The sequence below is a fragment of the Elongatibacter sediminis genome, from assembly GCF_037892215.1.
In the GTDB taxonomy this organism is placed as follows: Bacteria; Pseudomonadota; Gammaproteobacteria; order Xanthomonadales; family SZUA-36; genus Elongatibacter; species Elongatibacter sediminis.
This window is the reverse complement of record NZ_JAZHOG010000001.1, coordinates 118,207-143,615: the sequence shown is the minus strand read 5'-3', so window position 1 is coordinate 143,615 and position 25,409 is coordinate 118,207. Positions and strand designations below refer to the sequence as shown.

21 protein-coding genes are annotated in these 25,409 nt (G+C 64.0%); 7 read left to right on the top strand and 14 right to left on the bottom strand.

Annotated elements, in window-relative coordinates; translation table 11 throughout:
• Positions 1–44 precede the first annotated feature (44 nt).
• Complete coding sequence (locus tag V3330_RS00575; protein ID WP_354693424.1) at positions 45–2,282, bottom strand: ATP-binding protein; 2,238 nt, start codon at positions 2,280–2,282, stop codon at positions 45–47.
• Between the two features lie 157 nt (positions 2,283–2,439).
• Between V3330_RS00575 and V3330_RS00570 the strand changes: the two genes are divergently transcribed.
• Positions 2,440–3,672 carry a response regulator gene (locus V3330_RS00570; RefSeq protein ID WP_354693423.1) on the top strand — a complete coding sequence of 411 codons (1,233 nt, stop codon included), beginning with the start codon at positions 2,440–2,442 and terminating at the stop codon, positions 3,670–3,672.
• Positions 3,673–3,702: 30 nt separating this feature from the next.
• Here the strand turns inward: V3330_RS00570 and V3330_RS00565 are convergent, their stop codons facing one another.
• From V3330_RS00565 to V3330_RS00525, 9 genes are all read right to left on the bottom strand, one after another.
• Positions 3,703–4,782 (bottom strand): class I SAM-dependent methyltransferase, encoded by a 1,080-nt coding sequence (locus tag V3330_RS00565; protein WP_354693422.1) that lies wholly within the window; start codon positions 4,780–4,782, stop codon positions 3,703–3,705.
• A gap of 27 nt (positions 4,783–4,809) precedes the next feature.
• On the bottom strand, positions 4,810–5,709 hold the full coding sequence (locus V3330_RS00560; RefSeq protein WP_354693421.1) for a PhzF family phenazine biosynthesis protein: 900 nt from the start codon (positions 5,707–5,709) through the stop codon (positions 4,810–4,812).
• The gene (locus tag V3330_RS00555; protein WP_354693420.1) at positions 5,706–6,743 is read right to left on the bottom strand and encodes a threonine aldolase family protein; all 1,038 of its coding nucleotides are present in this window, start codon (positions 6,741–6,743) and stop codon (positions 5,706–5,708) included. Before V3330_RS00555 ends, V3330_RS00560 begins: the two co-directional genes overlap by 4 nt.
• 19 nt (positions 6,744–6,762) lie before the next feature.
• The gene (locus V3330_RS00550) at positions 6,763–7,884 is read right to left on the bottom strand and encodes an aminotransferase class I/II-fold pyridoxal phosphate-dependent enzyme (RefSeq protein ID WP_354693419.1); all 1,122 of its coding nucleotides are present in this window, start codon (positions 7,882–7,884) and stop codon (positions 6,763–6,765) included.
• Between the two features lie 28 nt (positions 7,885–7,912).
• Entirely contained in the window at positions 7,913–8,656 is a 744-nt protein-coding gene (locus tag V3330_RS00545; protein ID WP_354693418.1) for a ZIP family metal transporter, read from the bottom strand.
• Positions 8,657–8,690: 34 nt separating this feature from the next.
• Complete coding sequence (locus V3330_RS00540; protein WP_354693417.1) at positions 8,691–9,848, bottom strand: lipocalin-like domain-containing protein; 1,158 nt, start codon at positions 9,846–9,848, stop codon at positions 8,691–8,693.
• The gene (locus tag V3330_RS00535) at positions 9,845–12,346 is read right to left on the bottom strand and encodes an FtsX-like permease family protein (protein ID WP_354693416.1); all 2,502 of its coding nucleotides are present in this window, start codon (positions 12,344–12,346) and stop codon (positions 9,845–9,847) included. Before V3330_RS00535 ends, V3330_RS00540 begins: the two co-directional genes overlap by 4 nt.
• The gene (locus V3330_RS00530) at positions 12,343–13,035 is read right to left on the bottom strand and encodes an ABC transporter ATP-binding protein (protein WP_354693415.1); all 693 of its coding nucleotides are present in this window, start codon (positions 13,033–13,035) and stop codon (positions 12,343–12,345) included. The genes V3330_RS00535 and V3330_RS00530 overlap by 4 nt, the downstream gene beginning before the upstream one ends.
• A gap of 130 nt (positions 13,036–13,165) precedes the next feature.
• Complete coding sequence (locus tag V3330_RS00525) at positions 13,166–15,031, bottom strand: C1 family peptidase (RefSeq protein ID WP_354693414.1); 1,866 nt, start codon at positions 15,029–15,031, stop codon at positions 13,166–13,168.
• A gap of 229 nt (positions 15,032–15,260) precedes the next feature.
• Between V3330_RS00525 and V3330_RS00520 the strand changes: the two genes are divergently transcribed.
• Complete coding sequence (locus V3330_RS00520; protein WP_354693413.1) at positions 15,261–15,854, top strand: peroxiredoxin-like family protein; 594 nt, start codon at positions 15,261–15,263, stop codon at positions 15,852–15,854.
• A gap of 319 nt (positions 15,855–16,173) precedes the next feature.
• Positions 16,174–16,785 carry a hypothetical protein gene (locus tag V3330_RS00515; RefSeq protein ID WP_354693412.1) on the top strand — a complete coding sequence of 204 codons (612 nt, stop codon included), beginning with the start codon at positions 16,174–16,176 and terminating at the stop codon, positions 16,783–16,785.
• A gap of 25 nt (positions 16,786–16,810) precedes the next feature.
• Here V3330_RS00515 and V3330_RS00510 read toward each other — a convergent pair whose 3' ends face one another.
• Positions 16,811–18,271, bottom strand: a complete 1,461-nt coding sequence (locus V3330_RS00510; protein ID WP_354693411.1) for a pyridoxal phosphate-dependent decarboxylase family protein — start codon at positions 18,269–18,271, stop codon at positions 16,811–16,813.
• A 292-nt stretch (positions 18,272–18,563) separates the two neighbouring features.
• On the opposite strand from V3330_RS00510, the gene V3330_RS00505 reads away from it, so the two are divergent.
• The gene (locus V3330_RS00505; RefSeq protein ID WP_354693410.1) at positions 18,564–19,004 is read left to right on the top strand and encodes a VOC family protein; all 441 of its coding nucleotides are present in this window, start codon (positions 18,564–18,566) and stop codon (positions 19,002–19,004) included.
• 68 nt (positions 19,005–19,072) lie between these two features.
• Here V3330_RS00505 and V3330_RS00500 read toward each other — a convergent pair whose 3' ends face one another.
• Complete coding sequence (locus V3330_RS00500; protein ID WP_354693409.1) at positions 19,073–20,623, bottom strand: cryptochrome/photolyase family protein; 1,551 nt, start codon at positions 20,621–20,623, stop codon at positions 19,073–19,075.
• A 91-nt stretch (positions 20,624–20,714) separates the two neighbouring features.
• Here V3330_RS00500 and V3330_RS00495 point away from each other — a divergent pair, with 91 nt between their 5' ends.
• A complete protein-coding gene (locus V3330_RS00495) occupies positions 20,715–21,134 on the top strand; it encodes a DUF6491 family protein (protein WP_354693408.1) in 420 nt (139 codons plus the stop codon).
• A 35-nt stretch (positions 21,135–21,169) separates the two neighbouring features.
• Here V3330_RS00495 and V3330_RS00490 read toward each other — a convergent pair whose 3' ends face one another.
• Positions 21,170–22,108 (bottom strand): LysR family transcriptional regulator, encoded by a 939-nt coding sequence (locus V3330_RS00490; protein ID WP_354693407.1) that lies wholly within the window; start codon positions 22,106–22,108, stop codon positions 21,170–21,172.
• 109 nt (positions 22,109–22,217) lie between these two features.
• On the opposite strand from V3330_RS00490, the gene V3330_RS00485 reads away from it, so the two are divergent.
• Both V3330_RS00485 and V3330_RS00480 read left to right on the top strand, forming a co-directional pair.
• A complete protein-coding gene (locus tag V3330_RS00485; RefSeq protein ID WP_354693406.1) occupies positions 22,218–22,556 on the top strand; it encodes a hypothetical protein in 339 nt (112 codons plus the stop codon).
• A 166-nt stretch (positions 22,557–22,722) separates the two neighbouring features.
• Positions 22,723–24,027: a mechanosensitive ion channel family protein gene (locus V3330_RS00480; RefSeq protein ID WP_354693405.1), complete on the top strand. Its 1,305-nt coding sequence runs from the start codon at positions 22,723–22,725 to the stop codon at positions 24,025–24,027.
• 38 nt (positions 24,028–24,065) lie between these two features.
• Here the strand turns inward: V3330_RS00480 and V3330_RS00475 are convergent, their stop codons facing one another.
• Complete coding sequence (locus V3330_RS00475) at positions 24,066–25,406, bottom strand: MFS transporter (RefSeq protein ID WP_354693404.1); 1,341 nt, start codon at positions 25,404–25,406, stop codon at positions 24,066–24,068.
• Positions 25,407–25,409 lie beyond the last annotated feature (3 nt).

The following is a 25,409-nucleotide window of genomic DNA, read 5'->3' as shown; positions in this document are numbered from 1 at the left end:
TGAGCGGCTTGCGCGTGTGGGGGCAGACCCGATGGGGAATCGTGTCAGTTCCCGGGCAGGCAGGCGTACAGAACTTCGCGCAGTCTTGCGAGCGACACGGGTTTGGACAGAAAGGTGTTCATGCCGGCCGCAAGGCAGCGTTGGCGCTCCTCTTCGAAAATATGGGCCGTGAGTGCGATGATCGGCAGTTCGTCGGCGCTCAAGCCCCGTTGCCGAATCCTGCGCGCGGCCTCGTAACCGTCGACCACCGGCATGTTGCAGTCCAGCATGACGACATCGTAGGGCTCGCGCTCCACTGCCTGAACGGCCTGTTCGCCATTGTTCACGACGTCGATGTCCGCGACTCCGAGCGCCTCGAGTTGGCGCCGGGTGACAAGCTGATTGGTGAGGTCGTCATCCGCGATGAGAATGCGCTTGTCCGCGAGCCGTTCGTCGGCTGCGGGTGACGGCGTTTCGGTTCGGCCAGCGGGTCCCGTATCGAGTCGGTAGGGAATCTCAAACCAGAACATCGCGCCCTGGCCGTCGATGTTGCGCGCGCCGATGGTGCCCGACTGGGCCTCGACGAGTTGCCGACAGATCGCCAGTCCCAGGCCACTGCCGCCGTACTTGCGCGTCGTGCTGCCGTCAGCCTGTGAGAATGGCAGGAACAGGCGGTCGATCCCTTCCGGCTCGAGACCGATTCCGGTGTCGATCACTTCGGCCCGCAGCCGCACAAGTGGGCCTGCCTGGCCGGACTTGCGAAACCGGATTCTGACTTCTCCGGTTTCGGTGAACTTGATGGCGTTGACAACCAGGTTGAGCAACACCTGGCGAAGCCTGGAGGGGTCACCCACCAGTTTTTCCGGCAATTGTTCGTCGCACTCGAGACTCAGGTGGATTTCCTTGTCGCCGGCCGCGACCCGTGCGAGTTCCATGACCTGTCCCGTGACATGCTCGAGCCTGAAGGCTTCTTCGGTCAGGACGATCTCACCGGCTTCCAGGCGTGAGTACTCGAGAATGTCGTCGATGATTTCAAGCAGCCCCTGGGCGGAGGCATTGACAAGTTCCGCGCGGCGGCGCTGATTGTCGCTCATGTCGCCGCGCAGGAGGATCTCCGACATGCCCAGGATGCCATTCATCGGCGTGCGGATCTCGTGGCTGATATTGGCCAGAAACTGGCTCTTGGCCAATTCCGAGCGCTCCTCGACCTGGCGTTCGATGCGCAGTCGTTCGAGTTCCTCGGTGCGGGCGCGGGCTGCCTGGGCGAGGCGGCGCAGCACCCGGTTTTCAATCACGGCCAGGACGATGAAAATCAGCAACCCGATGGCGACCACCAGGCCCTGAGCCTGGCGCAGTTCCGGCCGAATGAGGCCCAGCTGTTCGAGCAGCAGATGCATGCACAGCAGAAACAGGGAGACCAGAACCAGCGGACTGCGCAACAGACTGGACGAGAGGGCTTCCTGGCGCTCGGTTTTTTCCGGCACCGAGTGAGCAAAGTCGAAATGCCGGGCGCGGGCGGCCAGCGCGATACCGAGAAAAGGCGTGGTCCAGAAGATATCGACCCAGCCCGACCCGGCCCAGTCGTAGCGCACGGTGTAGTTCAGGGCTTCGAGGTAATCGAGTGCGAGTAAGGCCGCCATGCTGACCGCCAGCAAGGAATACAACATCTTCCAGCGGGCCGACCGGGAGTAATGGACCGTCCAGACCAGCATGACGAGGATGAACACGTCCAGGCCGGTGTAAAACAGGTACGACGGAATCCACGTGGCGTACAGCTCGGGCCGGATCCGGCTGGGTATGAGTACGAAATAGGTGAACAGGCACAGGGCGAGGCCGAGAGTGCCCGCGCGGGTCAGTCGGCTTTCGGCCTGGTTCTGTTGCTGCAGTGGAGTGCGGTGCGGCAGATAGCTCAGGGCGACCAGCCAGGCGAGGTAATAGAACAGGTAGTTCAGGTCGGTGGCGAAGTCGCCCAGGGGGCGCGGCAAACCGAGCGCGTGGACGAGATTGCTGAGGCTGGAAATCCACCACAGGAAAAAGGCCAGGGCCAGACCGCGCCAGAACCGGCGCTCGTTGGTGGGCAGGCGCTCATGGGCCGACGGCCAGAGAAACAGAATCAGGCCGGGCAGGAGCAGCAGGCCGGTCTGAAGCCAGGTGTAGGTATCCTGCAGTTCCGCGTCGTGGATGAACAGCAGCGGCACATTCGTGACCAGCACGGCTGTCAGAAACACGAGAAACCACGTGTCTTCCAGAATCTGGCCCAGAAACGTACCGGTCCGGGCCGGGTTTTGTCGTACAGCAACCATGCTGTCCCCTGTCATCGGGTATCGAAGCGATTTTGGTCCGATACCCGATTCAGTATCCGGATTGACGCCGGGTTGGCAACTGTCAAAAATCGCAGGATTTCAATCCACTGCCAACAGGTCGTACACTGTCTGCTGACCGAGCAAGGGGATGCGGCCTGTGACCCTGTCCATGGATGTCCTGAAGATTATCGTTGTTGACGACAGTTCGATGGCCATGAATGTGGCCGTCGACCAGTTGCGGAGCGCCGGCCACGACGCCGAAGGCGTGCTGGGCTCCGAACAGGCGCTGGAGCGGATTCGGGCCGCGCGGCCGGATTTCGTGATCAGCGACGTCATGATGCCCGGAATCAACGGATTCGAACTGTGCCGCATGATTCGCGCGGACGAGGATCTCGCCGAGGTGCGGGTGGTGATGGCCTCGGCCAAGCCGTACGAGGCTGATCGCAACAAGGCCCGGCGCCTGGGGGCGGATGGATATATCGTCAAGCCCTTCACGGTGGCCAAGTTCGATGAAATTCTGCAATCGCTGGGCCGGATGCAATTGACCGCCTGGGGGGTGCGCGGCACCTTGCCGGTGCCGCAGGAAGGATTCATCGAATTCGGCGGCAATACGTCCTGTTATTCGCTGCAGTTTCCCGGCAACCGGGTGCTGGTATTCGATGCCGGGAGCGGAATCAAGAACTGCGGCGATTCCTTGCTGTCGGGCGGGAACCGCCATGTCGACGTCGATCTGTTCATCACCCACCCGCACTGGGATCACATCAACGCCTTCCCGTTCTTCAAGCCGTTGTATATTCCCGGCAATGTGGTCCGGGTGCACGGAGTGGCCCAGGACGAGGTCGGATTCGAAGACCTGATGGTGGCGCAGATGGACGGCATGTATTTTCCGGTGACGGTGCAGGAATTCGGCGCCCAGGTGACGTTCCACGAGATTGGTGAGCAAACCCTGGACCTCGGCGGGATCACGGTCCGTACCATGCTGCTCAAGCACCCCGGCAACTGTCTCGGTTACCGTGTCGATTACCAGGGCCGATCATTCTGCTACATCACGGACAACGAACTGTATCCGGCGGATTCAGAATACGCGGACGAGGAATTCGTCGAACGCCTGGCGGATTTCTGCCGCGTGACCGATGTGCTGGTGCACGATTGCACCTACTTCGACGAGGAATACGAGACCAAGGTGCACTGGGGTCATTCCCGGCTCAGTGAGGTCTGCCGCCTGGCGCACCTGGCGGGCGCCAAGCGGTTGTGGATACATCACCATGATCCGGACCAGTCCGATCGTGACATTGCCCGCAAGCTCGACGTCTGCCGCCTGGAACTGGAACGCCTGGAGAGCGGCACCCAGGCGATTTTGCCCCACGAGGGACAGACCGAGCCAGTCTGATTCGCCGTGCGGTCGTTTCAGACCGGTGTTTCAGGCCCGGGCTTCCAGCACCATGTTGATGTCGGTTTCCGCCGCGCGCCGCACGTGGGTGAAGCCGGCTTCGCTCAACACCTCTGTCAGGCGTTTCTCCCCGGCCTGCGCACCCAGCGCAAGGCCCACTTCCTGGGCCCTCGAGGCCGGTGTGCACACCAGCGTTGATGCCGAATAGAAAATTTGGCCGAGCAGATTGAGGTTTTCCTCGAGGGTGTCGCCGGCCAGAGGTTCCACTACCATCAGCGTGCCGTCGGGTTTCAGGCAGCTGCGCAGGTGTCTGGCCGCGCCCACGGGATCACCCATGTCGTGCAGGGCATCGAAAATGCAGATCAGGTCGAAGTCCTTCTCATCGATGCCCTTGGCGGCCGCGACGCTGAAATTCACGCGGTCTCCGAGGCCGGCATCGTCGGCGTGCTGGCGGGCCTTGTCGATGGACGGTGGGTGGAAATCGAAACCGTGAAACGTGGAGTTGGGAAAAGCCTGCGCCATCAGCAGGGTGGAGGTTCCGTAGCCACAGCCAACGTCGGCGACGTGCGCGCCGCTTTTCAGCCGGTCGACGATGCCGTCCAGCGCGGGCAGCCATGCGTCTACCAGACAGGCTGTGTAAATGGGCCGGAAGGAGCGATCGGTACCCCGGAAACAACAGGCATGGTGATCACTCCACGGTCGTCCGTTACCGCTGCGGAAGGTCTCGATCGCCGTGTCATGGGTTGCGTACTGGGCGACGAGCATCTGAAAAAAGCCCTGCATGCAGGCCGGGTGACCTTCCTGGGCGAGGACGATGGCCTGCTCCGGAGTCAGTGAAAATTGGCCGGTTTCATCGTCGTACTCGACGTAGCCGGCGGCGGCCTGCGCGCTGAGCCATTCGCGCAGATATCGTTCGTCCACCGCGGCGTGCACGGCCAGTTCGGCGGCGGAACACGGTCCGTGATCGCGCAGGGCACGAAAAACCCCCGTGCGGTCTCCGATGAAAGACAGCAAGGTGGCGAAGGTGCCACCGATGTCGCTCATGACCTTTTCGGCGAAGTCCTGCAGGCGTTGTTCATCAACGCCTGGTTGGGGTGCATTGTCCTGCATGCTGTCTCCTCCGTATGCGGATGGGGTTCAGGCCAGAACCTCTCCGCGAATGACCGCTACGGCCCGGCCGCGGATCGACATCCGGCCGTTGGAATTGCGGGTCACGTGAACCACGCCCGGCCGGCCCATTTCATGTCCCTGGCGAGCGACCAGTTCACCGTTTTGCGCTACCCGTCCGTGTTGCATCAGGTAGGCGCCCAGTCCTCCGGACGCGGTACCCGTGACCGGGTCTTCAAGAATGCCGTAGCGGGGCAGGGAAAAGAAACGGCCCTGGGTCAAGTGATCGTCAATCAGGGTGAACGCGTAGACCCCGGCGAAGTCCGGATTTTCCGGCCATAGCAGTTCGATACGCTCGCGTTCGAGCCGAATGCCGGCCAGCGCATCGAGGCTGGTCAGAGGAACGTAGCAGACCCAGATGCCGGTCCGGCAGCAGCCGATGGGAGGTTCGGGTGCGATTGCCGATTCGGGCAGGCCGAGCACGGATGCCGCGTGCTGCGCGCCGGTGGCCGGTGCGAATTCGGGTTCCAGTTGCTCCATGACCGCCCATTGCAGCTCGCCGTCGCGAAACTCCAGGCCAAGTGTGAGCGCGCCGACCGGTGTTTCGGCCCGGATGGTTCGGGACGGCGTGTCGCCGCCGAGGTCACCGCGCCAGTGCAGTGTGAACAGGGCGGAGATGGTCGCGTGCCCGCACAGGTCGACTTCAGTGGTCGACGTGAAGAAACGCAGCCGTAGATCGGCATCGGCGGTGCGGGGCGGCAGAATGAAGGCGGTTTCGGAAATGTCGTTGACCTCGCGTGCGATGGCTTGCATACGCGCCTCGGACAACCCCTCGGCATCGGGTACCACACCCGCCGGATTGCCTGTAAACGGTGTGTCGGTGAAGGCGTTAACACGCCAGATCTCAATGGGTTTCGCGGCTTTGCTCACGTGTCCTCCAGCAGCCGGTTGATCGTGGCGGCCGCCTGTTCGCAGTCTGTGCGGTCGACATTCAGACTGGTGACCAGCCGGACCCGGTGGCCGACGGCCAGGGCGCCGATGCCGTGAGCGTCGAGATCCCGCACCAGGTTGGCGGCCTGTTCGGCACCGCCGCGCATGTCCAGGTAAACCATATTGGTCTGTACGGCTTCGTGATCGATGTGGATGTGCGGATTGCCGGCCAGTTGTTCGGCCAGCAGGCTGGCGTTGGCGTGATCGTCGGCCAATCTCTCGAAGTGGTGCCGAAACGCGTAGCGGGCGGCCTCGGCCATGAATCCCACCTGCCGCATCACGCCGCCGAGCATGAATTGAACTCGCCGCGCCTCGGCGATGAACGCCGTCTCTCCCAGCAGCAGAGCGCCCATGGGAGCCCCGAGTCCCTTCGACAGGCACACCGACAGGGATCCGCCCGCCTGCACCAGGCCGCCCGGATCGGCGCCGGTGGCGATGATGGCGTTCCAGATGCGCGCGCCGTCGACGTGTACCGGTATTGCCCGGTCCCGGGTCAGGGTGAAAATCCGCTCCAGGGTGGTTTGCGGGTAGACGGTGCCGCCGCCGTAATTGGACGTGTTTTCCAGCACCACCAGAGCGGTGCGCGCGTAGGGGTTTTCCGGGTGGATCAGCGCCGCTGCGACATCGTCCGGGTCGAGGACGCCGCGGTGGCCGGCCAGCAGGTGCGCCTGCGCACCGGCCACCGCGGCCATGGCGCCGGTTTCGAAGTAGTAGTCGTGGCCGTACTGCTCGATCAGCACCGTGTCGCCCGGCCGCGTCCACACGGCGATGGCCACCTGGCCGGCCATGGTGGCCGAGGGCAGGAAGACCGCGCTTTCCTGGCCGAAGTATTCGGCGATTTCGCCTTCCAGCCGGTTGACGGACGGGTCTTCGCCGTATCCGGCGTTGCCGACATCGGCAGCGGCGATCGCCTGGCGCATTCCCGCCGTCGGCCGGGTGAACGTATCCGAGCGAAGATCAATAAATGTATTCAATGTGATATCAAATAGTTATCTAAAGTTCTGAAAGTAAAGTCTGCATATGTTCCAACCCACGTTCCAGGGCTTCCGGATTGCCCCCACCGACGCCCAGGCGCAGGTGATCGGGATAGCCGTAGGCTGACCCCGGCATCACGAAGGTGCGGTACGGGGGCGCCAGCAGACGCTTGGAGAAGGCGTCGGCCTGCAGCGGACCGCGCAGGCGGCAGAAGGTGATCAGGCCCGCCTGGGGCCGGTGCCACTCCAGGTATTCGTTTGAAGCGATGAACCGTTCCAGTACTTCCAGGTTGCGTCGGCCGTCGGATCGGGCCCGGTCTATGGCGGCGCGATACCGCTCCGGACTCATGGCGATTCGGGCGATGGCCTCGCCCATGATGTTCATGATTTCGCTGGTGTCCTCGCGCAGCACCACCGAATCGAAAATCAGTTTCGCATCACGGCAGATCAGCCAGCCGGTGCGCAGGCCCTGCAGGCCGAGAGCCTTCGACACGCTGCCGGTGCTGATGCCTCGCTCGTACAGGTTCGCGGCCGACGGCGTCGGCCGGTCTTCCCATTCCAGTCCGCGATACACCTCGTCGGTCAACACCCAGGCGCCGACGTCCGACGCCAGGTCGATCACGGCGCCCAATTCCTGTTCGTTCAGCAGGTGACCGGTCGGGTTATTGGGGTTGCACAGGAAAATCAGCCGGGTTCGCGGCGTGATCAAAGCGGCCAGTTCATCGAGATCGAAAGCCCAGCCGCGTGACTCGTGGCGGGGCAGGCGGCGCACGTCGGCGCCGATCGCTTCGCCCAGCACCAGCGGCTGCGGCCAGCCGGGCACGTCGACGATCATCTCGTCGCCGGGGCCGACCAGGTTGCTGATGGCGAGAAAATTGGCTTCGGCCGTGCCGGCGGTGACCAGCACATCGTCGGCTGAGCAGACCGGCGCGTGCCCCAGGCGGGTGACGATTCGTTCGCGCAGTTCCGGCAGGCCCTGAAACGACTGTCCCGACCAGTCCAGGCTCAGATCCGGATCGAGGTCCTGCAGGAAATCGCCCAGCCGCGGCGAGGCCGCCAGCGAATGAACGACCGAGGCTTCGGGTTGCGCCTGCATGGCGCCCAGGAATTGCTCGAACAGCATGTGAATCTTGGCCCGCATGCGCGGCAGTATACCGTTCCCGCTCGATTCACGTGCCGAGTAACAGGGCCACCGCCAGCATCGCGCCGAGGCCGCCCACGAAGCATGACAGATGGATCATCGCATGCAGCAACCCGGTTTGGGTTTTGATCTCCGGGATCAGGTCCGATGCGGCAATGTAGATGAAATTGCCGGCACCGAGAAGCACGAGTCCGGATACTTCGAACTGGCGCGATGCGAAATAGGCGAGCAGGGCGCCGATCGGAAAAGTCAGGGCCGAGATGAAATTGAACAGCAATGCCCTGCGTCGGGACCATCCGCCGTGCACCAGGCAACCGAAATCGCCGAATTCCTGCGGGATTTCATGAGCGGCTGCGGCGATCCACGCCATAATGCCGGCCCGGGGATCGAGCAGAAAGGTACTGCCGATTGCGAGCCCGCCGAGAAAATTGTGCAAACCGTCTCCAATCAGCACCAGAAAAGTGAATGGCCGTCGACCATCGGGGTCTGGGCGGTGGGAGTGATGCCATTGCAGAAACAATTCCAGGGCCAGAAACAGCGAGAATCCGGTCGCTATCCAAATCCCGGTTTGCAACAGTTCCACGTGACGTCCACCCTCCGGGATCATGTGAAACAGCGCGCCACCGAACAAGGTGCCAGCTGCGACCGAAACCGATGGCAGCAGCAGGCGTTGCAGGGTCTCACGCGGCAGGAGAACGCTGATTCCGCCGATCATGGCGATGGCGCTCATCGCGATTCCGCCGACAAGAATCCAGGTCAGGGTCGGGTTCATTGGCGAGTGCTTCTCCTCACGCAGGTCATGCGTATCACTGGCGCGGGTAACCGGTCAGTTCCAGGTATCCGGTACCTGAATTTTGCGGGCCACTGCCGCTGACGGTCACGACGCCTTCCCAGTAGGCAAAATCCACGTCCATCCACTGGTCAGGATACAAGGCCCTGACTTCGAAGACGCGTTCTATTTCCGGAATTCGGATACGCCAGTGAAGTGGCAGTTCGTGGCCCGCAACCGGTGTTCGGGTGAGAACCCGGAACTCGATCAGGTCCGGTTCGAGCGGCCGGGTGCTGCCGTCCGCCTGGATGAGTACGCCGTGCACATGGGGTGATCCGCTGGTGGGGTCACGCGGGCGAACACGAAACAGCATCAGCTTTTCCCCGGACTCCAGGTGCACGGCGAACCAGTCCCAACCGGCCTGGTCGGTTTGAAGAAACTGGCTGCTCCATTCGCGATCCAGCCAGGCGTCTCCGTGCACGGCGATGGTTCTGCCATCGACGGTCAGTTCACCCCGGGCCTGAAGAAACGGATGACTGTAATAGTGTGAACCGCCACCACCGGCATGCTTGCGGGAGAATCCGTTCTGTCCCTGGAGGACGAGGCCGCGGTCGCTGTCCAGTTCGAGCCTGGCCCCGTCGGGATGGGCGGTCGCGGACAGGCGCAAGGGCAACCAGTCGCCGGTGGTGCTGGCCAGGGTCCAGTCGTCCAGCCAGGCCCGGAAGGGCCAGGCATTCGCCCCGGCACGGGCCAGGCCGTCGTGCAGTCCGCCGCGGGCATAGCGTTGCGCCTCGCGGTGGCCGTCCGGCGTGCTGATGGCGAAATGCGCCATGTAGATCTGGGGGCTCTGCCAGGCATTGGCCGGCGGCGACGTGTCTCTTGCCGAAGGCGGCGCGGTGGCCGTTCGGAACAGGGTCCACTGCAGTCCCCAGGCACGCCCGGCATCGTCCCGCAGGTTGGCGGTCAGGTACCACCATTCGATGCGGTAGTCGGGATGGGCGCCGTGGTCGGCGGGAAAATGCAGGCTTCGCCCGGGCCTGGCCTGGCGGTAGCCGGGCTCCGCCCGCGCCAGCACCGCGAAGTCGTCCCGCGGCGGCGGATCATCCGGGTTCGAGCAACCGGTGAGAAACGGTGCGGCCGCCAGACCGGCCAGCAGGACCATTGCCCGTCCGTGTTGCGGCAGCCAGCCCTTCACGCCCGTTCCTCGCGCAACATCACCGCCGGCGGCGTGCGCAACAGGCGGATCGAAGGCCACAATACGGCCAGCACCAGGCTCGATGTGGACAACAGCGCGAGCCGGGCGAACGGCGTCCAGTCCAGCCGCAGCGGAAAACTCCAGCCGAAGGCGGCCGGCGTGACCACGCTGGCCAGGTAAGCGGCGAGCACCATTCCGAACGGCCACACCAGTGCCAGCGCGAGCACGCCCAGCAAGCCCCATTGCAGCAGCATCAGTGCTCCGCGCTCGGCTGCTGTCAGTCCCAGGCTCGCGAGCAGCGCCTGCTGGAAGATGCGGTGATGATGGATTGCGCTGACCGCGCAGAAGACGCCGATGCCGGCGACCAGGAGCGTCAAAAGGTTCAGTGCATCGGTGACCAGAAACGTGCGATCGAATGTCGCGATGCCGGCCGCCTTCAGGCCGGCCTGGTCAATGATGTCGTCCGGGGCCAGTCCGAGGGACTCGACCAGAGCCAGGCGGACGCCGGGCCAGTCCGTGTCCTCGGGGCCCCGCAGTGCCGAGGAGACCGGGGCGAGTTGCGGCCAGCAGTGGGCGAAAAGCTCGGGGGTGATCATCCACTGCGAATGCGGATTGCCGTAATCGTGATAGATGCCGACAACCGTCAGAGGGGGCACGGAGGCGCACAGGTTCACGGTGTCGCCGATCGCCCAGCCGTCCAGGCGCCAGGCACGCTCGCTGATGTAAAGGCCCTGGCCGGAGTCAAAGCGCTCGGCGGCCGCGTCGGCCGCGTCCACCCGTTGCACGGTGTTGGACCAGGCCGGGTCGCCCGGAAGGGTCACGACTTCGATACGTACGGCTGAACCGTCTGGTCGGCGGGTTTCCAGTCGGGTCCGGTAGCGGTCGATGCGGTCAATATCCGGCGCATTCGTGGCCAGCCAGTCATCGATGGCCTGGTTGCGGTCCGCGTCTCGCAGGTACAGGGGCGCGGCCAGCCGCTGGTCCAGCCAGTCGGCGGTCGCAGCTCGAAAACTGCCGATCATCGTATTCAGTCCGCTGTTGGCGACCAGTGCCAGCACCATGGCCATCAGCGCCAGTGAAGCCGGCCCGAGCAGCCAGCGGCTGTCGGCCAGCAACCAGCGGCTGCGGGCGTGCCGGGCGGGAACCATTCGAGCCAGCACGGTGAGCAGTCCGCGCAGCACCGCGGGCAGGCACAGGGCGGTGCCGAGCAGCAGGGCCGCCATGCCCGCCAGCGCGGTGCCCGTTCCTCGCGCGTTCTGTGCCGCGAGACCGGCGGCCGCCAGCAGGACGAGTCCGGCCGCGAAGCCGCGCCGGTCGCGGCGTGCCGTGGCGCTCAAGCGCCACTGGCTGCCTGCGCGGCCGAGCAGCGGTGCGCTCAGGCTTTGGCGCATGGGATGGAGTACGCAGGCCACGGCCGCGGTGGCTGTCATCGCCAGTGGCAGCCACAACGCACCGGGCGCCAGGGTGTCCGGGTAAGCGATGTAGACCTCGTAAAGTTGCGCCAGCGTGCGGCCCACTCCGGGCAGCAGCAGCGCCGCCAGCAACATGCCCAGCCAGGCACCCAACGCGGTGCCGGCCCCGAGGAACAGAACGAGTTCGGCGATCAGCGCGGCGCCGAGTTCGAGCCGGCTGACTCCGGACAGCCGCAGGCGCCGCAACAGCTCTCCCCGGTCGGTGTAGGTGAACGCCAGTGCATTGAAGGTCAGGAACACGCCGACCACGAAGGCGAGCAGGCCCATCGCAGCCAGATTGAGGTGAAAACTTCGGGTCAGCTCCCCCGGGTCGGGCGCCGTGTCGGCGGGAACGTAATGGAGGTTGGCGGGCAGCGCGTGACGCAGGGCGGCCAGGCGTCCGGGGTCGGCGGGAAAAACCAGCAGGTGACTGAGGGTTCCCGGCGCGCCAAGCGCGCTTTGCAGCGCGCCGATGTCGAGCATCAGGCGGTGACCGAGATTGGCGTCGGGCGCGACTCGCAGTGGTGGCAGATCGAGACCGTCGGAGAGCCGGATACGCGCTCCGTCGGCCAGTCCCAACTGGCGCAAGCGACCGGGCGCGATGAGCACCTGGTAGGGCGGAAGGGAAAACCCACCGAAGGCCGCTGATTGATGCTGCCCACCGGCAGGCGTGGGGGCCGCAGATGCCGGGCGGCCGGGCCCGGCCCGGGGCAGGGCGAGCGCATCGACCGCCAGCAATTCCAGCGCCGTCCCGTCGGCTGTTCGGACCTGTGTGCCCAGGGCGGGGACGACGAAGTCGAAGCCCGCGAGGCGCAGGCGAAGGTAGTCGGATTCGGGGATTCCGGCCGCGGGATTGACCGGTGCGATCTCGCCGATGGGGGCGAGGTCGAGAAGTTGTTCGCCGCGGGCATAGCTGGCTCGCGCCTGCGCATTGATCAGTTGGGTTCCCACCAGCAGCGCGTTGGCGATGACGATACTGGTGAGCAGAAACACGGCCTGGACGGGGTGTCGCCGGTAGTGCGCCAGCAGGGCATGCAGAATTCTCATGCGGAAACGGGCTCGGGCGTCGATTCGGGTTCGGCGTGCAGCCGGCCCCCCGCCAGGCGGACGCGGGCATGGGTCATTTGCGCCAGCGCCCGGTTGTGGGTCACCAGCAGCAGCGCGGAACCGGCTTCGTCCACCAGCCGGATCAGCATCTTCATGACCTGCCGGCTGAGAGTGTCGTGCAGGTTGCCTGTCGGCTCGTCGGCGAAGACCAGCCGTGGCCGGTGGGCGAGCGCACGGGCAATGGCCACGCGTTGTTGCTGGCCGCCGGAAAGCACTTCGACCGGCCGGTGGAGCAAGGTGGCGAGCTGCAGCCCGTCAATCAGTTCCCGTACCCAGTCGTCCTGATCGGGCAGGCGGTTCAGGCGGCGCTGGAACAGCAGGTTGTCGGCGACATCGAGACCCGGGAGCAGGTTGAAACTCTGAAAAACGAAACCGAGGTCACGCCGGCGCAGCCGGGCCAGATCGCGTTCCGACAGACGGCCCAGGACTTGTCCCAGCACCGTCACGGTGCCACGGTCCGGCCGTTCCAGGCCGGCGGCGATCTGCAGCAGGGTGCTCTTGCCGCTGCCGCTGGCGCCGAGCAGGGCGATGCTTCGCCCGGCGGGCAGCTCCAGGTCCACGCCGGCCAGTACTTCGAGCTCGCTCTCGCCGTCGTGGTAGGTCTTGTGAATGCCCCGCAGTTGCAGCATGCCGGTTCCGGATCGATGGGTACGGTGAGACTAGCACGCCGTTGGGGCTCCGGCGCTGATGCGGCGCGGGCGCTCGGCAAAGGACGGACTGCGTCCCGGTGTGGCGGGGCCCATGGGCCGTAAATAGTTTTCAGTAGTCGAGCGACTCGCGCGTGAATTCCTGTACCGGTGTCTGATTGGCCGACCGCAGAATCCGCCGCAGCACGTGGTTCATGGTCAGTGGATCGTTGTCGAAGCCGCCGTGGGATTCGCTGGCGCTCACCCGCGCTCCCGGCACGTCCCCCTTGGAGTAATGGATGGTGAGCCGGGGCAGTTTGCGGCGACCCACCGTCTTGCTGAAGTTCTCCATGCCCAGGATGGGTGCCCTGGGGACCGGCTCTTCGAAGGCGTTCGACACCAGATAGAGCAGGGACTTGTTGTAGGCCCGGGTGACCTCGTCGTCCTGTTCGAGTTCGTCGGTGAGGTTGTAAATCGTCATTTCCGAAATGCGAAATTCCGGATACGGGGCTTTCAGGAAAGGCTGGACCTGCCCGGTGAACAGGTCGACGGTTCCGGCGGGGGCCAGCAGGCTGGCCGTATCCACCGAGCGCTGCGGGGCGAGTTCCGCCAGCCGTTGCAGGAGCCAGGCCATCAGGATCATGCCGGTGCTGTGGCCCGCGATGTGAATCTTCAAAGGCCTGGCGTTGTCGGTCAACGCGTCGACAAAAGCCCGCAGGGTCATCGAACCCGCGCGATCGGCGTCGAAGGGTGAGCGCGCGCCGGCTTTCATCTCCCGCCACAGCGCGCGGCCGGGTACGCGGGTGAGCTTTTCGACCAGCCGGTCGATCCAGTCGCTGAACCCGCCGGCCCGCTCCTCGGCTTCGTTTCGCCGGCCGATGATCACGTCCTTGAGTTCTTCCAGCAGGCCGGTGTCGTACATCAGGTGGTAGGGGTAGATGCGGTTTTTCTTGAAGGTCTCCTTCATCGCCGCGATGCGCCGGGCGGAGGCGGCCGGGCGGTTCAGGCCGCCGTGGGCATAAAACAGCAGGTGATCGTATTTATCGGACTCGGCCACCAGCCGGGCGGTCAGGCGAACGTCTTCGAGGTTGCTCCAGTAACGCCCGTTTTCATGGAACTCGCCGTCGTCGATGTGAACGAAGTGGCCGGCGATCTCGGCGCGCGCCGGCCGCGCGTTTTTTTCGGCCGTGGCGACGTGGGAGCGGCGACGTGGTGGCAGGTGCCAGATCTGTGGGGTCGGCAGCGCCATTTGAAAGACCCAGGCGTCCTGCACGTTGAGTTGCCAGTCTTCGTAGGTCCACAGGGCCGTGCCGGTACGGCCCCATTCGGCGCCCCAGGAATTCTGCACCCAGAATCCGTCGGCGTCGTAGCCGACAATGGCGAAGGCGTGTCCGCCGACCGGCTGGCTGTCACGCACGATTTCACCACTCTCCGGATCCGGTGATTCCCAGCCGGCGTGCAACTGCGCGGAACAGAAAATGGCACCGACCTCGTTCAGGGCCGCGTGGTAATCGGAAATCCGCTGACCCAGACGGTAGTAGGCGCCCACCGTGCGATTGCGGGCGTCCTTGGCCGCGGTGATGTCCCAGGCGGGCGGGGGTTCGCCGGAATCCTGTTCGAACGGGTACAGCTTGTCCAGGCAAACGCCCATGTTGTACCAGCCCTTGATGGCGCCCCGGCAACTCGAGCCTTCGTAGTCGTCTCCGCGCCATTCATCGTAGCGGCGCGCCATGACATACAGCATTCGTGTGCTCACGGCGGTGGCCGCAGTGGTGGGCCGCCGGCGCGTGTGGGCGATCAGGCGGTCGATCGCGGCGGCCAGCCCGAATCCGGTGCACGCCCCGGTTTGTCCCTGGTCACGAATCCACAATCCCGAGGGCGGGGGCATTCGCGGCTTCAGCGGAACCAGCGCGGGTTCGTAGGTGTAGTCGCGGAAGTCCGGTGCGTCGGTGCGGGCGGTGAGCTTGAATCCGCCCAGGGTCGGCAAAGCGTGAGTCATGGTGGTGCTCCCGTTTGGAGTCCCCCCTATCCAATGTAGTGCATCGAGCTGGGAAATTCTCTCACCGGGAATTCACCACGAAACGTCAGCGCAGGTGCGTGAATTGCAATGGGCTTGTAAGAAATTCAACGGGCTTGCCGAATCAACCGCGCAGCGGGGCGCTGCGTCGCAATTTCGGTCCGGTGTGATTTTTGCATGAGGTGTTGTGAATGAAATGAAGGAGGAAGCCATGAGTCAATCGAACTACAGCTCGATATCCCCCGAACAGGCCGGTGACAGAAAATGTATTTCATCCTGCCTGCCAGTGCCGGGCGATCGCGCCCCTGAATTGCGCGCCGTTCGTCTCGACAACGGCCAGACCTGGGACTTGCACGTGTCGCGCCCGGAACGATTCACGCTGATCGTGTTTTACCGTGGCGTGCACTGCCCCATTTGCCGCGAGCAACTCGAGGAACTGGAACAGAACCTGGCCGCGTTCCGCGAGCGCGGAATCGAGGTCGTGGCGGTATCCTGCGACGACGAAGAGCGGGCGCGAAAATCGGCCAGCGAGTGGGCAGTCGATGATCTCTCCATAGTGTTCGGCCTGGAACTGGATACGGTCCGGGACTGGGGGCTGTTCGTCTCTCGTGCGATCGGTGAGCACGAACCGAAGCACTTCTGCGAACCCGGCATGTTCCTGGTCGATCGCGAGGGCCGCCTGTATGCCGCCTGGGTGCAAAGCGTCCCCTTCGTCCGTCCAGCGCTGACCGACCTGCTGAAAGCGCTCGATTTCATTCGCGACAAGGACTACCCCGCGCGGGGCACGGTCGCGCAGGCAGCCTGAGGGGGGTTGCCGCCAGGCATTCGGTCAGCGGTTCGAGCCGGGTACGGGGGGAGGGGCATGCCAGTTCGCTGGCATCGTGCGCGGTACGGGTCTGACCGAGACGTGCCGCGCTTGCTGTGATGGCTGAAGAGCCCGGTCTGTGGTATCTTTTAAATAACAGATTCGGACCCATGCGGCCCCGGTTCGTACCACGGGACTGGGCACGGCTCGGCGGCCGGGACGGGACTGCACTTCGAACGATGTGTGTCCCGCCGGTGGATTCGATGTGATCCGGACGCTTTCGCAACGGAAGCGGGTCGCCCGGCAATCGGGGACCGGGATGGCTCACACGGGTTATCTGCTTTTGTTCGAATTCACGTTTCTCGGCGTGATGCTGTGCCTGTGGTTGGCGAAACGCGGGCAGCAATCCCTCGAAGAAAATCTGGAAGTCCAGACGGTCAGACTGAGCAAGGTGGCGGGAGACTACCGCCGTATCGGTGACGGACAAGCCAGTCGCGAACTGCGCAAACTGGCGCGTGAACTTCCGATTCCCTGGGGATGGCCGAATTGCCGGAACTACCACGGCAGGGGCATGGCGACGCGATCCGCCGGTGAAGCCATGCACTATTTCGCGGAATGCCTGTTTCGTGAGAAGCAACTGGTCGCTGAGGCCGCGCCCGACCCCCGGGTGTTCAACAGCGTGCGCGCCCTGATCGAGGACCGTCACCACCCGGTGGACAAGGACGAGGTTCCGGCGGCGGCACTGGAACGCTTCGACGTGGCTGCCATCATCGAACCGGATGCGGCACGGAGCCCCAATGGGGGCTTCGCTCGTCACGACGTCTGGATGGGCCTGGTCGGGCCGGTGGCGGAATCCCGCAAGGCGGCCGAGAAAAAGCTCAAGCTCAATACCCTGGAACAATACGAACTCAAACGGCCCTGGGGCTGGTAAGCCCGGTTCTCACATTCAACCGGGTTCAGCCGGCTGATGATCCTCCGCCAGCGTGAACGGCGGCTCCAAGCTCGCGAATGACCGTCACGAACTCGTCGACGTGGCCGGTGGTCGTCCGCCAATTGGAAAACGCCGGCCGGAAAATCGTCCTCGGGCCCAGTTTCGAGGTGCCCACCAGGAATCGCCCGTCTGCCAGAACCGCTTCCCCGAGGCGGTGGTTGAGGTCATCCAGCTGCTCGTCGCTCAGCCCGCCCGGATTGAAGCGGAAGGGCACGATGTTCAACCCCACCTCGGCCAACAGTTCCAGGTCTTCCGCCGCCGTGACCCGATCGGCCAGATGCCGCGCATTGTCCAGGCAGTGCTCCACGAGCCTCCGCTGGCCCTCGCGGCCGTAGGCGGCCAGGGTCGCCCACACGGCGAAACTGCGACCGCGGCGAGAGCTTTCGGGCGCAATGGCACCGAGGGTGGGGCGCGGGTCGTCTTCCGGTGGCAGGTAGTCGGCCGTGTAGCGGAAGGCGCGCGCCATCAGCCCGTGATCGCGAACGAAGGCATAGCCGGAGTCGTAGGGTACGTTGAGCCACTTGTGGCCGTCGACGGCGACAGAGTCGGCATACTCCACGCCCCGGACCAGGTGTTCGGTGCGAGGCGAAACCCGGGCGAACAGCCCGAAAGCACCGTCCACGTGTACCCAGACCTTATGCTGGCGTGCGATGCTGATCATTTCTTCGACCGGATCGAAGGCTCCGGCGTTGACCTCACCGGCATTGACCACCACCAGGGCGGGCGCACCGTCCAGCTGGCGCAAACCCTGCTCGAACCCGTCGAGGTCGATGCGGCCGGTCGCGTCCGCCGTGAAGGTCTGCAGGTTACCGCGACCGATGCCCTGCAGCGCCAGGCATTTACGGGTGGCTGCGTGTACGAATCCCGAGGTCAGAACCGGCATCCGGGGTTTGCCGGCCAGCCCGTCCTCCGAAACATCGAAGCCGTGTTGCTCTCCCCACCACTGGCGCCCGGCCGCGAGTCCGACGAAATTCGCCATGGTGCCGCCCGTGACCATCGCCCCGGACCAGTCCGCCGGTAAACCGAACAACTCCCGCAACCAGGCGAGGGCGCGCAACTCCATCGTCACGCCGATGGGGGAAGTGACCCAGGTATAGGTCAGGGTTTCGCAGGCGGTCGCGAGCAGGTCGGCGGCCAGCGCTGCTGGCGTCGACCCGCCGATGACAAAATGGAAGCAGCGCGGCCCACCCGTATTGGCGCCGGCCTGCCGGTTGAGTTCGAGCAGCCGCTCGAGCGTGGGCTCCAGGCCATTGCCGGTTTCGGGCAGGGATTCCTCGAGGCTCTTCAGGGCGGTATCGGCGCCCGGCGGCAGGGACGTGCGGTCATCGAGGCTGCCGATGGTCTCAGCGAGGACCTCGCCGATGTTCCGGGTCAGCACTTCGGCTTCGTCACGCAGGGTCTGATCGATGGTTGGTTGGTCGCGCATCGCGCAAGGTTATCAGAACGGGCAGGTCGTGAGCAGCCGGATCACCGGCACGCCGAATTCGGGGTTGCGGGCGCCCACTGTACGGACCGAAGGCCGAAAGTCGATCCATGCCCCGTCCGGTTTTCTTGTGAATTCGAGCTGTCTGAATCCACGGTTCCGAGCCGTTTTTCCTGTTACGTCACGGTTCACATCCGTAGACTAGGGGATGCGGTCTGACCCGGTGCGCGGAGTAGTTCCCCGTCCGGGCGTGGAATGAGCCGACCGCCTCGATTCACATTCATCTGGAGTCTTCATGAAGTACCTGCACACCATGATTCGGGTCAGTGACCTGGACCTATCCCTGGATTTTTTCTGCAACAAGCTCGGGCTTGTCGAAGTCAAACGCCATCCCGTTCCGGACGGGCGTTTCACGCTGGTGTTCCTGACGGCGCCGGAAGATGTCGAGCGATTCGAAAAGGACTGGGCGCCGGCCATCGAGCTGACCTGGAACTGGGATGAATCCGGATACGACAGCGGCCGCAATTTCGGGCATCTGGCTTTCGAGGTGGACGACATTTACGCCGCCTGCCAGAAGCTGATGGACGGCGGCGTCACGATCAACCGCCCGCCGCGTGACGGCCACATGGCCTTCGTGCGCTCGCCGGACGATGTATCGGTCGAATTGCTGCAGAAAGGCGAGGCGCTGGCGCCGCGGGAACCGTGGGCTTCGATGGAGAATAGCGGCACCTGGTAGGTGTCCGGCGCGTTGCTCCCGGCGCCCTGGTGCCCGGCGATCAGGGTTCTGATTTCAGGGTTCAGGGTTCAGAGTTCGTCGATCGCTTTCAGATAGCGCTCGGCGGTGTCGAGAATGGCCGACCGCCGCTGCTCGTCCATCCGGTCCCAATTGCGGTAAATCATGCCGCTGCGCGGGTTCTGTTTCTGCCATTCGCGATGCCGTTCCATGAAATGCCAGTACAGGCAATTGAACGGACAGGCGGTATCGCCGCTGCGGGTGCCTGCGTCGTAATGGCAATCCGCGCAGTGATCGCCCATGCGGTTGATGTAATTGCCCGATGCCGCGTAGGGCTTGCTGGCGACGACTCCACCATCGGCATACTGGCTCATGCCCCGCGTATTGGGCAGTTCCACCCACTGCACCGCGTCGATGTAGATGCCCAGGTACCAGGTGTCGACGGCGTCCGGGTCGACTCCGGCCAGCAGGGCGAAATTGCCGGTGACCATCAGCCGCTGGATGTGGTGCGCGTACGCATGTTCCAGTGATTGACCGATGGCGTGCCGCATGCATGCCATGCGGGTTTCGCCGTTCCAGTAGAAGGCCGGCAGTTCGTTCCGGTGGTCCAGTTCATTGCAGTCGGCATACCCCGGCATGCGTGACCAGTAAATGCCCCGCATGTACTCACGCCAGCCCAGAATCTGCCGCACGAAGCCCTCCACAGCGGCGAGCGGAACGTTGTCCGGATCGCCGCGCCAGGCGTCGAGTACCCGTTCGATGACTTCGCGCGGCGACAGTATTTTCGCGTTCAGGGCAAAGGAAAGGCGGCTGTGAAACAGGGCCCAGCCGCGGCTGCTCAAGGCGTCCTGGTAACGCCCGAAACCTGCCAGCAGGTGTTCGGTGAAGTATTCCAGCAATTCCAGAGACTGGGTGCGGCAGACCGGCCAGTCCAGGCGGTCACCTTCCATTGTCCCCAGGGTGTCGATGCCGTGCCGGCGAATGCGGTCGGTGAGGGCGCCGGCATCGTTGTCGAAGCACAACGGCTCAGGGAGTTCGACGTCTTCGGGCAGCGGCTTGCGATTCTGCTTGTCGTAATTCCATTGGCCACCCGTCGGCGTGCCGTCATCATCGACCAGAATACCGTGGCGTTTACGCATGCGCCGGTAGAACGTTTCCATGCGCAGTTGCCGGTCGGCGGGAAACGAGTCCCGGATTGCGTCGAACGGCAGCAGGAAATGATGGCTGCGACAACAGCTCGATGGCTGGTCGATTCGCCCGCGGTAGGCCTCAAGCTGGGTCAGCAGCCGGTGCTCGTCGGGCCGCTGATATTCGAAACGGTCCGCACCCGTGACCTCGAGCAGGTGATCGAGCAGGGCAGGCAGGTCGTCGAAATCGGCGGTCTCGTCGAGATCGAGCAGCACGACCCGATGGCCGCAGGATTTCAGGGCTTCGGCGAAGCAATGCATGGCCGCGAAGAAGGCGGCGATTTTCTGGATGTGGTGGCGGACGTAGGTGGCCTCCTGACGCAGTTCGGCCAGCACGTAGAGAACGTTATCGTCGGCCGATTCAAACCAGGGGTGGTGGCGGTCGAGCTGATCGCCGAGTAACAGCCTCAGGGTTGAGCACCGGGGTATTTTCACCGGCATCGGCCGTGTGTGCTGCCCGCTTCGGAACTTAGCCCCGCGATTCGCAATCCAATGATCGATATTTGGGCAACAGGGAACAAAGCTTATGAACCTGAGATATCCGTTGTGTGTACTAGCCTTGCTGTTTCTGTCCGTGGCCGCACAGGCCGAAGACAAGCAGATGAACGAGGAGCTGGAGTACGTTTCCGGTCCTCCCGAGCAATGTATCAGGCTGCAGCGCATCGATCGAACCGAAGTGCTGGACGACTATTCCATTCTGTTCCACATGAAAGGTGGAGATATTTATCTCAACCGCTTGCCGCACCGCTGCCCCGGCCTCGCATTCCGGGATTCTTTCATGTACCGCACGTCTCTGAACCAGCTGTGCAACGTCGACATCATCACGGTGCTGGACAACATGGGCTTTGGCTTTTCACCGGGTGCGTCCTGTGGTCTGGGTCTGTTCTATCCGGTGAGCAAAGAAGATGTGAAACAGCTCAAGGAACGGCAGAAATCCAGGGATTGAGGCCCTGGTCCCGGATCGCGGCTGGCCGGCGTCCGCTAAGCGGTATGGCGGCCGGCCGCAATGGCCGCGAAGTCCTCCGCCGAAAAGGCCCGGGGCTGCCGCCCTTCGATCAGGGGAATGTAGGGCTTGATCGAATCCAGCATGAAATCGCGAAAAATGCGAATGCGTGCCGTGGTGCGCAAATCGATGTGAGAGAGCAGCCAGAAGCCTTTTGACGGAGGGCGGTAGTCCGTCGGAACCCGGCGCAGGCGGCTGGATGGATCGCCGAGACCGCACGGCAGCAACGCGAATCCCAGACCCTGCCGGGCCATGGTGAACGCCACGTTCAGCGAGTTCGCGCGGTAACGCACGCCCATCTCCGGGAAAGCGGTTCGTACCCAGTCGGGTTGCAGCAGGCGGTCACCGACCCAGGCGATCGCTCCGACGGAGTCTGGCTTTTCCCGGTGCTGTTGCAGAATTTCCGGGGTGGCGTAAACCGCGTAGGCGAAATCGGCGATGTGCGTGCCCACGACATTGGGGGGCGGTTTGTCGGTGGCGCGAAACGCGATGTCGGCATCATGCACCGAGAGGTCCAGCGTTTCTTCGGTGGCGATGAGTTCGATGTCGATGTCTGGATAGCGTTCCGAGAACCGGTTGAGGCCGGGCATCAGGAGTCCCTGGATACAGACGTCGGGCGCGGTCACCCGCAATTTGCCGCTGAGTTCCTGGCGGTCGATCTGCACCAGGCGGCTGATGGTCAGCACCTCGTCTTCGATGGCTTCCGCCGAGCGCAGAACGGCTTCGCCGACCGGGGTGATGAACCAGCCATTCGCTGAGCGATCGAACAGCGGGGCGTTGAGCGCCTTCTCCAGTGCCGTGATCCGGCGCGAAACCGTGGTCTGATTGACGCCCAGGCGGCGGGCGGCGCCTGTCAGCGTGCCTGCGTGCCCGACCTCGAGGAAACAGCGCAGATCCTGCCAGTTGATACCCTGCATATTTGCATAGTCTCTCTGCGATTAACGATATTTACCTGCGTATATGCAGACTATATCTTGAATTCCGACGCCGGGACAGCGCCCGGGGCCCCCACACAGGAGAGTCAGCATGGTTTCCGTTCATCGTTCGATGTTTCACCTGGGATTGGTATTCGCCAGCCTGGGCTTCGCACCCGCGGCCCTGGCCGTGCCGCCGGTTTCACAATTGTTCGAAAACTGCCGGGATGAAGCGCGTGTGCTGTACGCGCAGGACGGTGAGTCCGTTCGTGTGCGGCTGGACGACATGCGGCGTTCCGGCCGCGAACTGCAATTGACGGTGGTTACCCCGGCCGGCGAGACCCTGCGGGCCGTGTGCCGGGTGGATCGCAAAACCGCGGAAGTGCTGGCGCTGGAAGCAGTTGGGTCCGCGCCCGAGCCGGAACGGCTGGCAGCGGCCGACAAGCGTTGACCGCGCGGCGGCGGAGCCGGAGCCGGAGCCGCCGGCCGGTCGTCCCCGCCGTTTGGGGCATAACCCGACGCGCCGTCCGCGCTTGCTGGCGGTCCGCCGGGTCGGTTGGCCTATAATGAGCGGGAATTTCAGGCATCGCTGAACCCGGAGTCAGGCCATCGACAGATTGATTGCCCGCGCCACCGAACTGGCCGACCGGCTGATGACTTTCGTGGGGGAAACCTCCACCCTCGTGCAGTTGATGATCGTCGCGCTGGCGATGCTCGCGGCGCGGATTGTCGCCTGGCGTCTGACGCCTCGCGTCGAGGCGCGGGTCCGCGCCATTCCCAATCCGGATCACAACCTGCTGCGGGTCCTCATCGTACTGATGCGGCGCCTGGACTGGGTGATGTTCACCCTTTTCGGTTCGTTTTCCTACCTGCTGATGCGGGTATTCAGCTGGCCTGGATCCGAGTACCTCGTTTTCACCTCGCTGATGTTGGCGCTGGCCTGGCTCGGGCTGGCGATCGCGTCGCAGGCGATCCGTAACCGTGCCCTCGGCAAGCTCATCCGGGTTCTGGTGTGGACGTATGTCGCACTGATTCTGTTCGGTATCTCGGACGAGACCAGTCTGCTGCTGGATGCGGCCGGATTCTCAGTGGGGAATTTCCGCGTTTCGCTGCTCTTGATCGTGAAAATGTTCGTGTTCCTCGGGCTGTTGCTGTGGGCCGCGATCGGTCTGGGTAATTTTTTCGAGAAACGGCTGCAGAGTTCCGAGGACCTGACACCCTCCCTGGGCGTGCTGCTGGGCAAGGTGCTGAAGATTTCGCTGATCGTCACGGCCGTCCTGGTCGGGCTCTCCGGTCTGGGCATCAACCTGACGGTCTTCACGGTCTTTTCCGGCGCCATCGGTGTCGGGCTGGGCTTTGGTCTGCAAAAGGTCGTGTCCAATTTCATTTCCGGAATCATCATCCTGATGGACCGCTCCATCAAACCGGGGGACACCATTTCGCTGGGCGAAACGTTTGGCTGGATTCGCGAGTTGCGGGCGCGTTTCGTTTCCGTGGTCACCCGTGACGGTCGGGAGTACCTGATCCCCAACGAGGATTTCATCACCCACGAGGTGATCAACTGGTCCTTTTCCGATGCGCTGGTGCGGCTCGACGTCAAATTCGGCGTGTCCTACGACTCCGACCCCCATGAAGTGACCCGCCTGGCGAAACAGGCCGCGTCGGGTGTCGACCGGGTCTATTCGGCGAAGCCGCCGGTGTGCTGGATGACCGAATTCGGCGATTCGTCACTGAACTTCGTGTTGCGGTTCTGGATCACGGATCCGCGTGACGGTCTGACCAATGTACGTGGCAAGGTGCTGCTGGCCCTGTGGGACGTGTTCAAGGAGAACGGGGTCAATATTCCGTTCCCGCATCGCGAGGTGATCATGAAGACGCCGGTCGAGGTCAGCGGCGCCGCACCCACCAGGCCGCCGGACTGAACGGCAGGCGGGAAGCTCGCACCTCGCTTTCTGCGCGGTTACGAAGATTGGGTGTCTTTCAGGGATTGGCTGAGTGCGGCACCGGCCAGGCCCATCAGTGCCAGCAGGCCGATCATGCCCGCCACCCCGATCAACGGCGTCAGCACCCCGAGTGATCCGACCAGCAGGAGCATGACTCCGATGATGGTGTTGCTGACGGCCACGTAGTCGGTGCGCTTGCTGCCGGAAGCCAGGTCCACCACGTAGGTTTTGCGTCCAACCCGCACGCCGCTGTGGGCGATGCTCAATACGAAATAGGCGACGGGTATCAGCCAGGCGGATTGCAGCCAGGAAGCAGCGAATGTCGCAATCGCGAAAATGGCCAGCCCCGCACCGGCCGTGACCAGGGCGGCGAAGAACATGACCTGCCGGCTGGAACGGTCCGCGAAGCGGCCCCAGAACGGCGCGCTGACCAGGCTGGCCAGTCCGCCGGCGATGACGAACAGTCCGAGGAGGTAACCCGGTGAACCCAGTTCCCGCTGCGCCAGCGCCACGTAGTATGGCGCACTCAGGGCGGAGCACATGAGCAGGCTGCGGGTCGCGACAAACCGGCCGAAGTCCGGGTCATGGAAGATCAGGGTCAGGTTCCCCAGGGCCTCGCCGAATCCGAAGGAGCCGCCTTCGGTGGCGCCGCGATACTCGCGGACCAGCGCGAACGTGGCGGCGGCCAGCAACCACAGCGATCCGGCGGCGATCAGGGCGAAACTGATGAAGCCGAGGTCCAGGTTCTGGCCTTTGCCGAACAGCAGATACGCACCGAATCCCAGGGTGACGATGCCGGCGATGCTGGCGGACCACCCGGTCAACTGACCGCGGCGTCCCTTGGGGACGGTCTTTCCGATCACGTCCTTGGACGCCACGGAGCACAGCCCGCGGGCCAGGCTGAATACCACCAGCAGGCCCAGAATGGCCCAGCCCGCTGCTGCACCTTCGAGGGTCGCCGCCACGGCGCCGAGTCCCATGACGGCGGCGGCCTGAAGTGCCGCACCGGCGACCCAGCTCCATTTACGCCGCGGCAGCGAACGCATCCACGCGCCGATGAGCAATTGCGGAATCAGGGATCCCGATTCGCGGATCGGTACCAGCATGGCCAGCACGAAACCGGGCGCGCCCACCGCGGTGACCAGCCAGGCCAGCACGGTTTTGGGGTTGGCAATGGCATCCCCCAGCTTGGTGAAAAAGTAACTGAGCAGTAGCAGCAGGAAATTTCCGGGTGTGACTTCGCAGGCGCTGTCGGGTATATCGGTGCAGGTGCGCGCGTCTTCCTCGTTGGTCAGCTTGCGGTACAGGTCCAGAGCCAGGCCCGAGCGGAGCAGGTTGTCGGCGTTTGCGGGTTTCACTGT

Excerpts from the sequence above, each read along its gene's own strand:
- V3330_RS00575 (WP_354693424.1), bottom strand. The coding sequence starts at position 2,282 with ATGGTTGCTGTACGACAAAACCCGGCCCGGACCGGTACGTTTCTGGGC.
- V3330_RS00565 (WP_354693422.1), bottom strand. The coding sequence starts at position 4,782 with ATGCAGGACAATGCACCCCAACCAGGCGTTGATGAACAACGCCTGCAG.
- V3330_RS00550 (WP_354693419.1), bottom strand. The coding sequence starts at position 7,884 with ATGCGGGCCAAGATTCACATGCTGTTCGAGCAATTCCTGGGCGCCATG.
- V3330_RS00545 (WP_354693418.1), bottom strand. The coding sequence starts at position 8,656 with ATGAACCCGACCCTGACCTGGATTCTTGTCGGCGGAATCGCGATGAGC.
- V3330_RS00535 (WP_354693416.1), bottom strand. The coding sequence starts at position 12,346 with ATGAGAATTCTGCATGCCCTGCTGGCGCACTACCGGCGACACCCCGTC.
- V3330_RS00530 (WP_354693415.1), bottom strand. The coding sequence starts at position 13,035 with ATGCTGCAACTGCGGGGCATTCACAAGACCTACCACGACGGCGAGAGC.
- V3330_RS00525 (WP_354693414.1), bottom strand. The coding sequence starts at position 15,031 with ATGACTCACGCTTTGCCGACCCTGGGCGGATTCAAGCTCACCGCCCGC.
- V3330_RS00520 (WP_354693413.1), top strand. The coding sequence starts at position 15,261 with ATGAGTCAATCGAACTACAGCTCGATATCCCCCGAACAGGCCGGTGAC.
- V3330_RS00515 (WP_354693412.1), top strand. The coding sequence starts at position 16,174 with ATGGCTCACACGGGTTATCTGCTTTTGTTCGAATTCACGTTTCTCGGC.
- V3330_RS00510 (WP_354693411.1), bottom strand. The coding sequence starts at position 18,271 with ATGCGCGACCAACCAACCATCGATCAGACCCTGCGTGACGAAGCCGAA.
- V3330_RS00505 (WP_354693410.1), top strand. The coding sequence starts at position 18,564 with ATGAAGTACCTGCACACCATGATTCGGGTCAGTGACCTGGACCTATCC.
- V3330_RS00495 (WP_354693408.1), top strand. The coding sequence starts at position 20,715 with ATGAACCTGAGATATCCGTTGTGTGTACTAGCCTTGCTGTTTCTGTCC.
- V3330_RS00490 (WP_354693407.1), bottom strand. The coding sequence starts at position 22,108 with ATGCAGGGTATCAACTGGCAGGATCTGCGCTGTTTCCTCGAGGTCGGG.
- V3330_RS00485 (WP_354693406.1), top strand. The coding sequence starts at position 22,218 with ATGGTTTCCGTTCATCGTTCGATGTTTCACCTGGGATTGGTATTCGCC.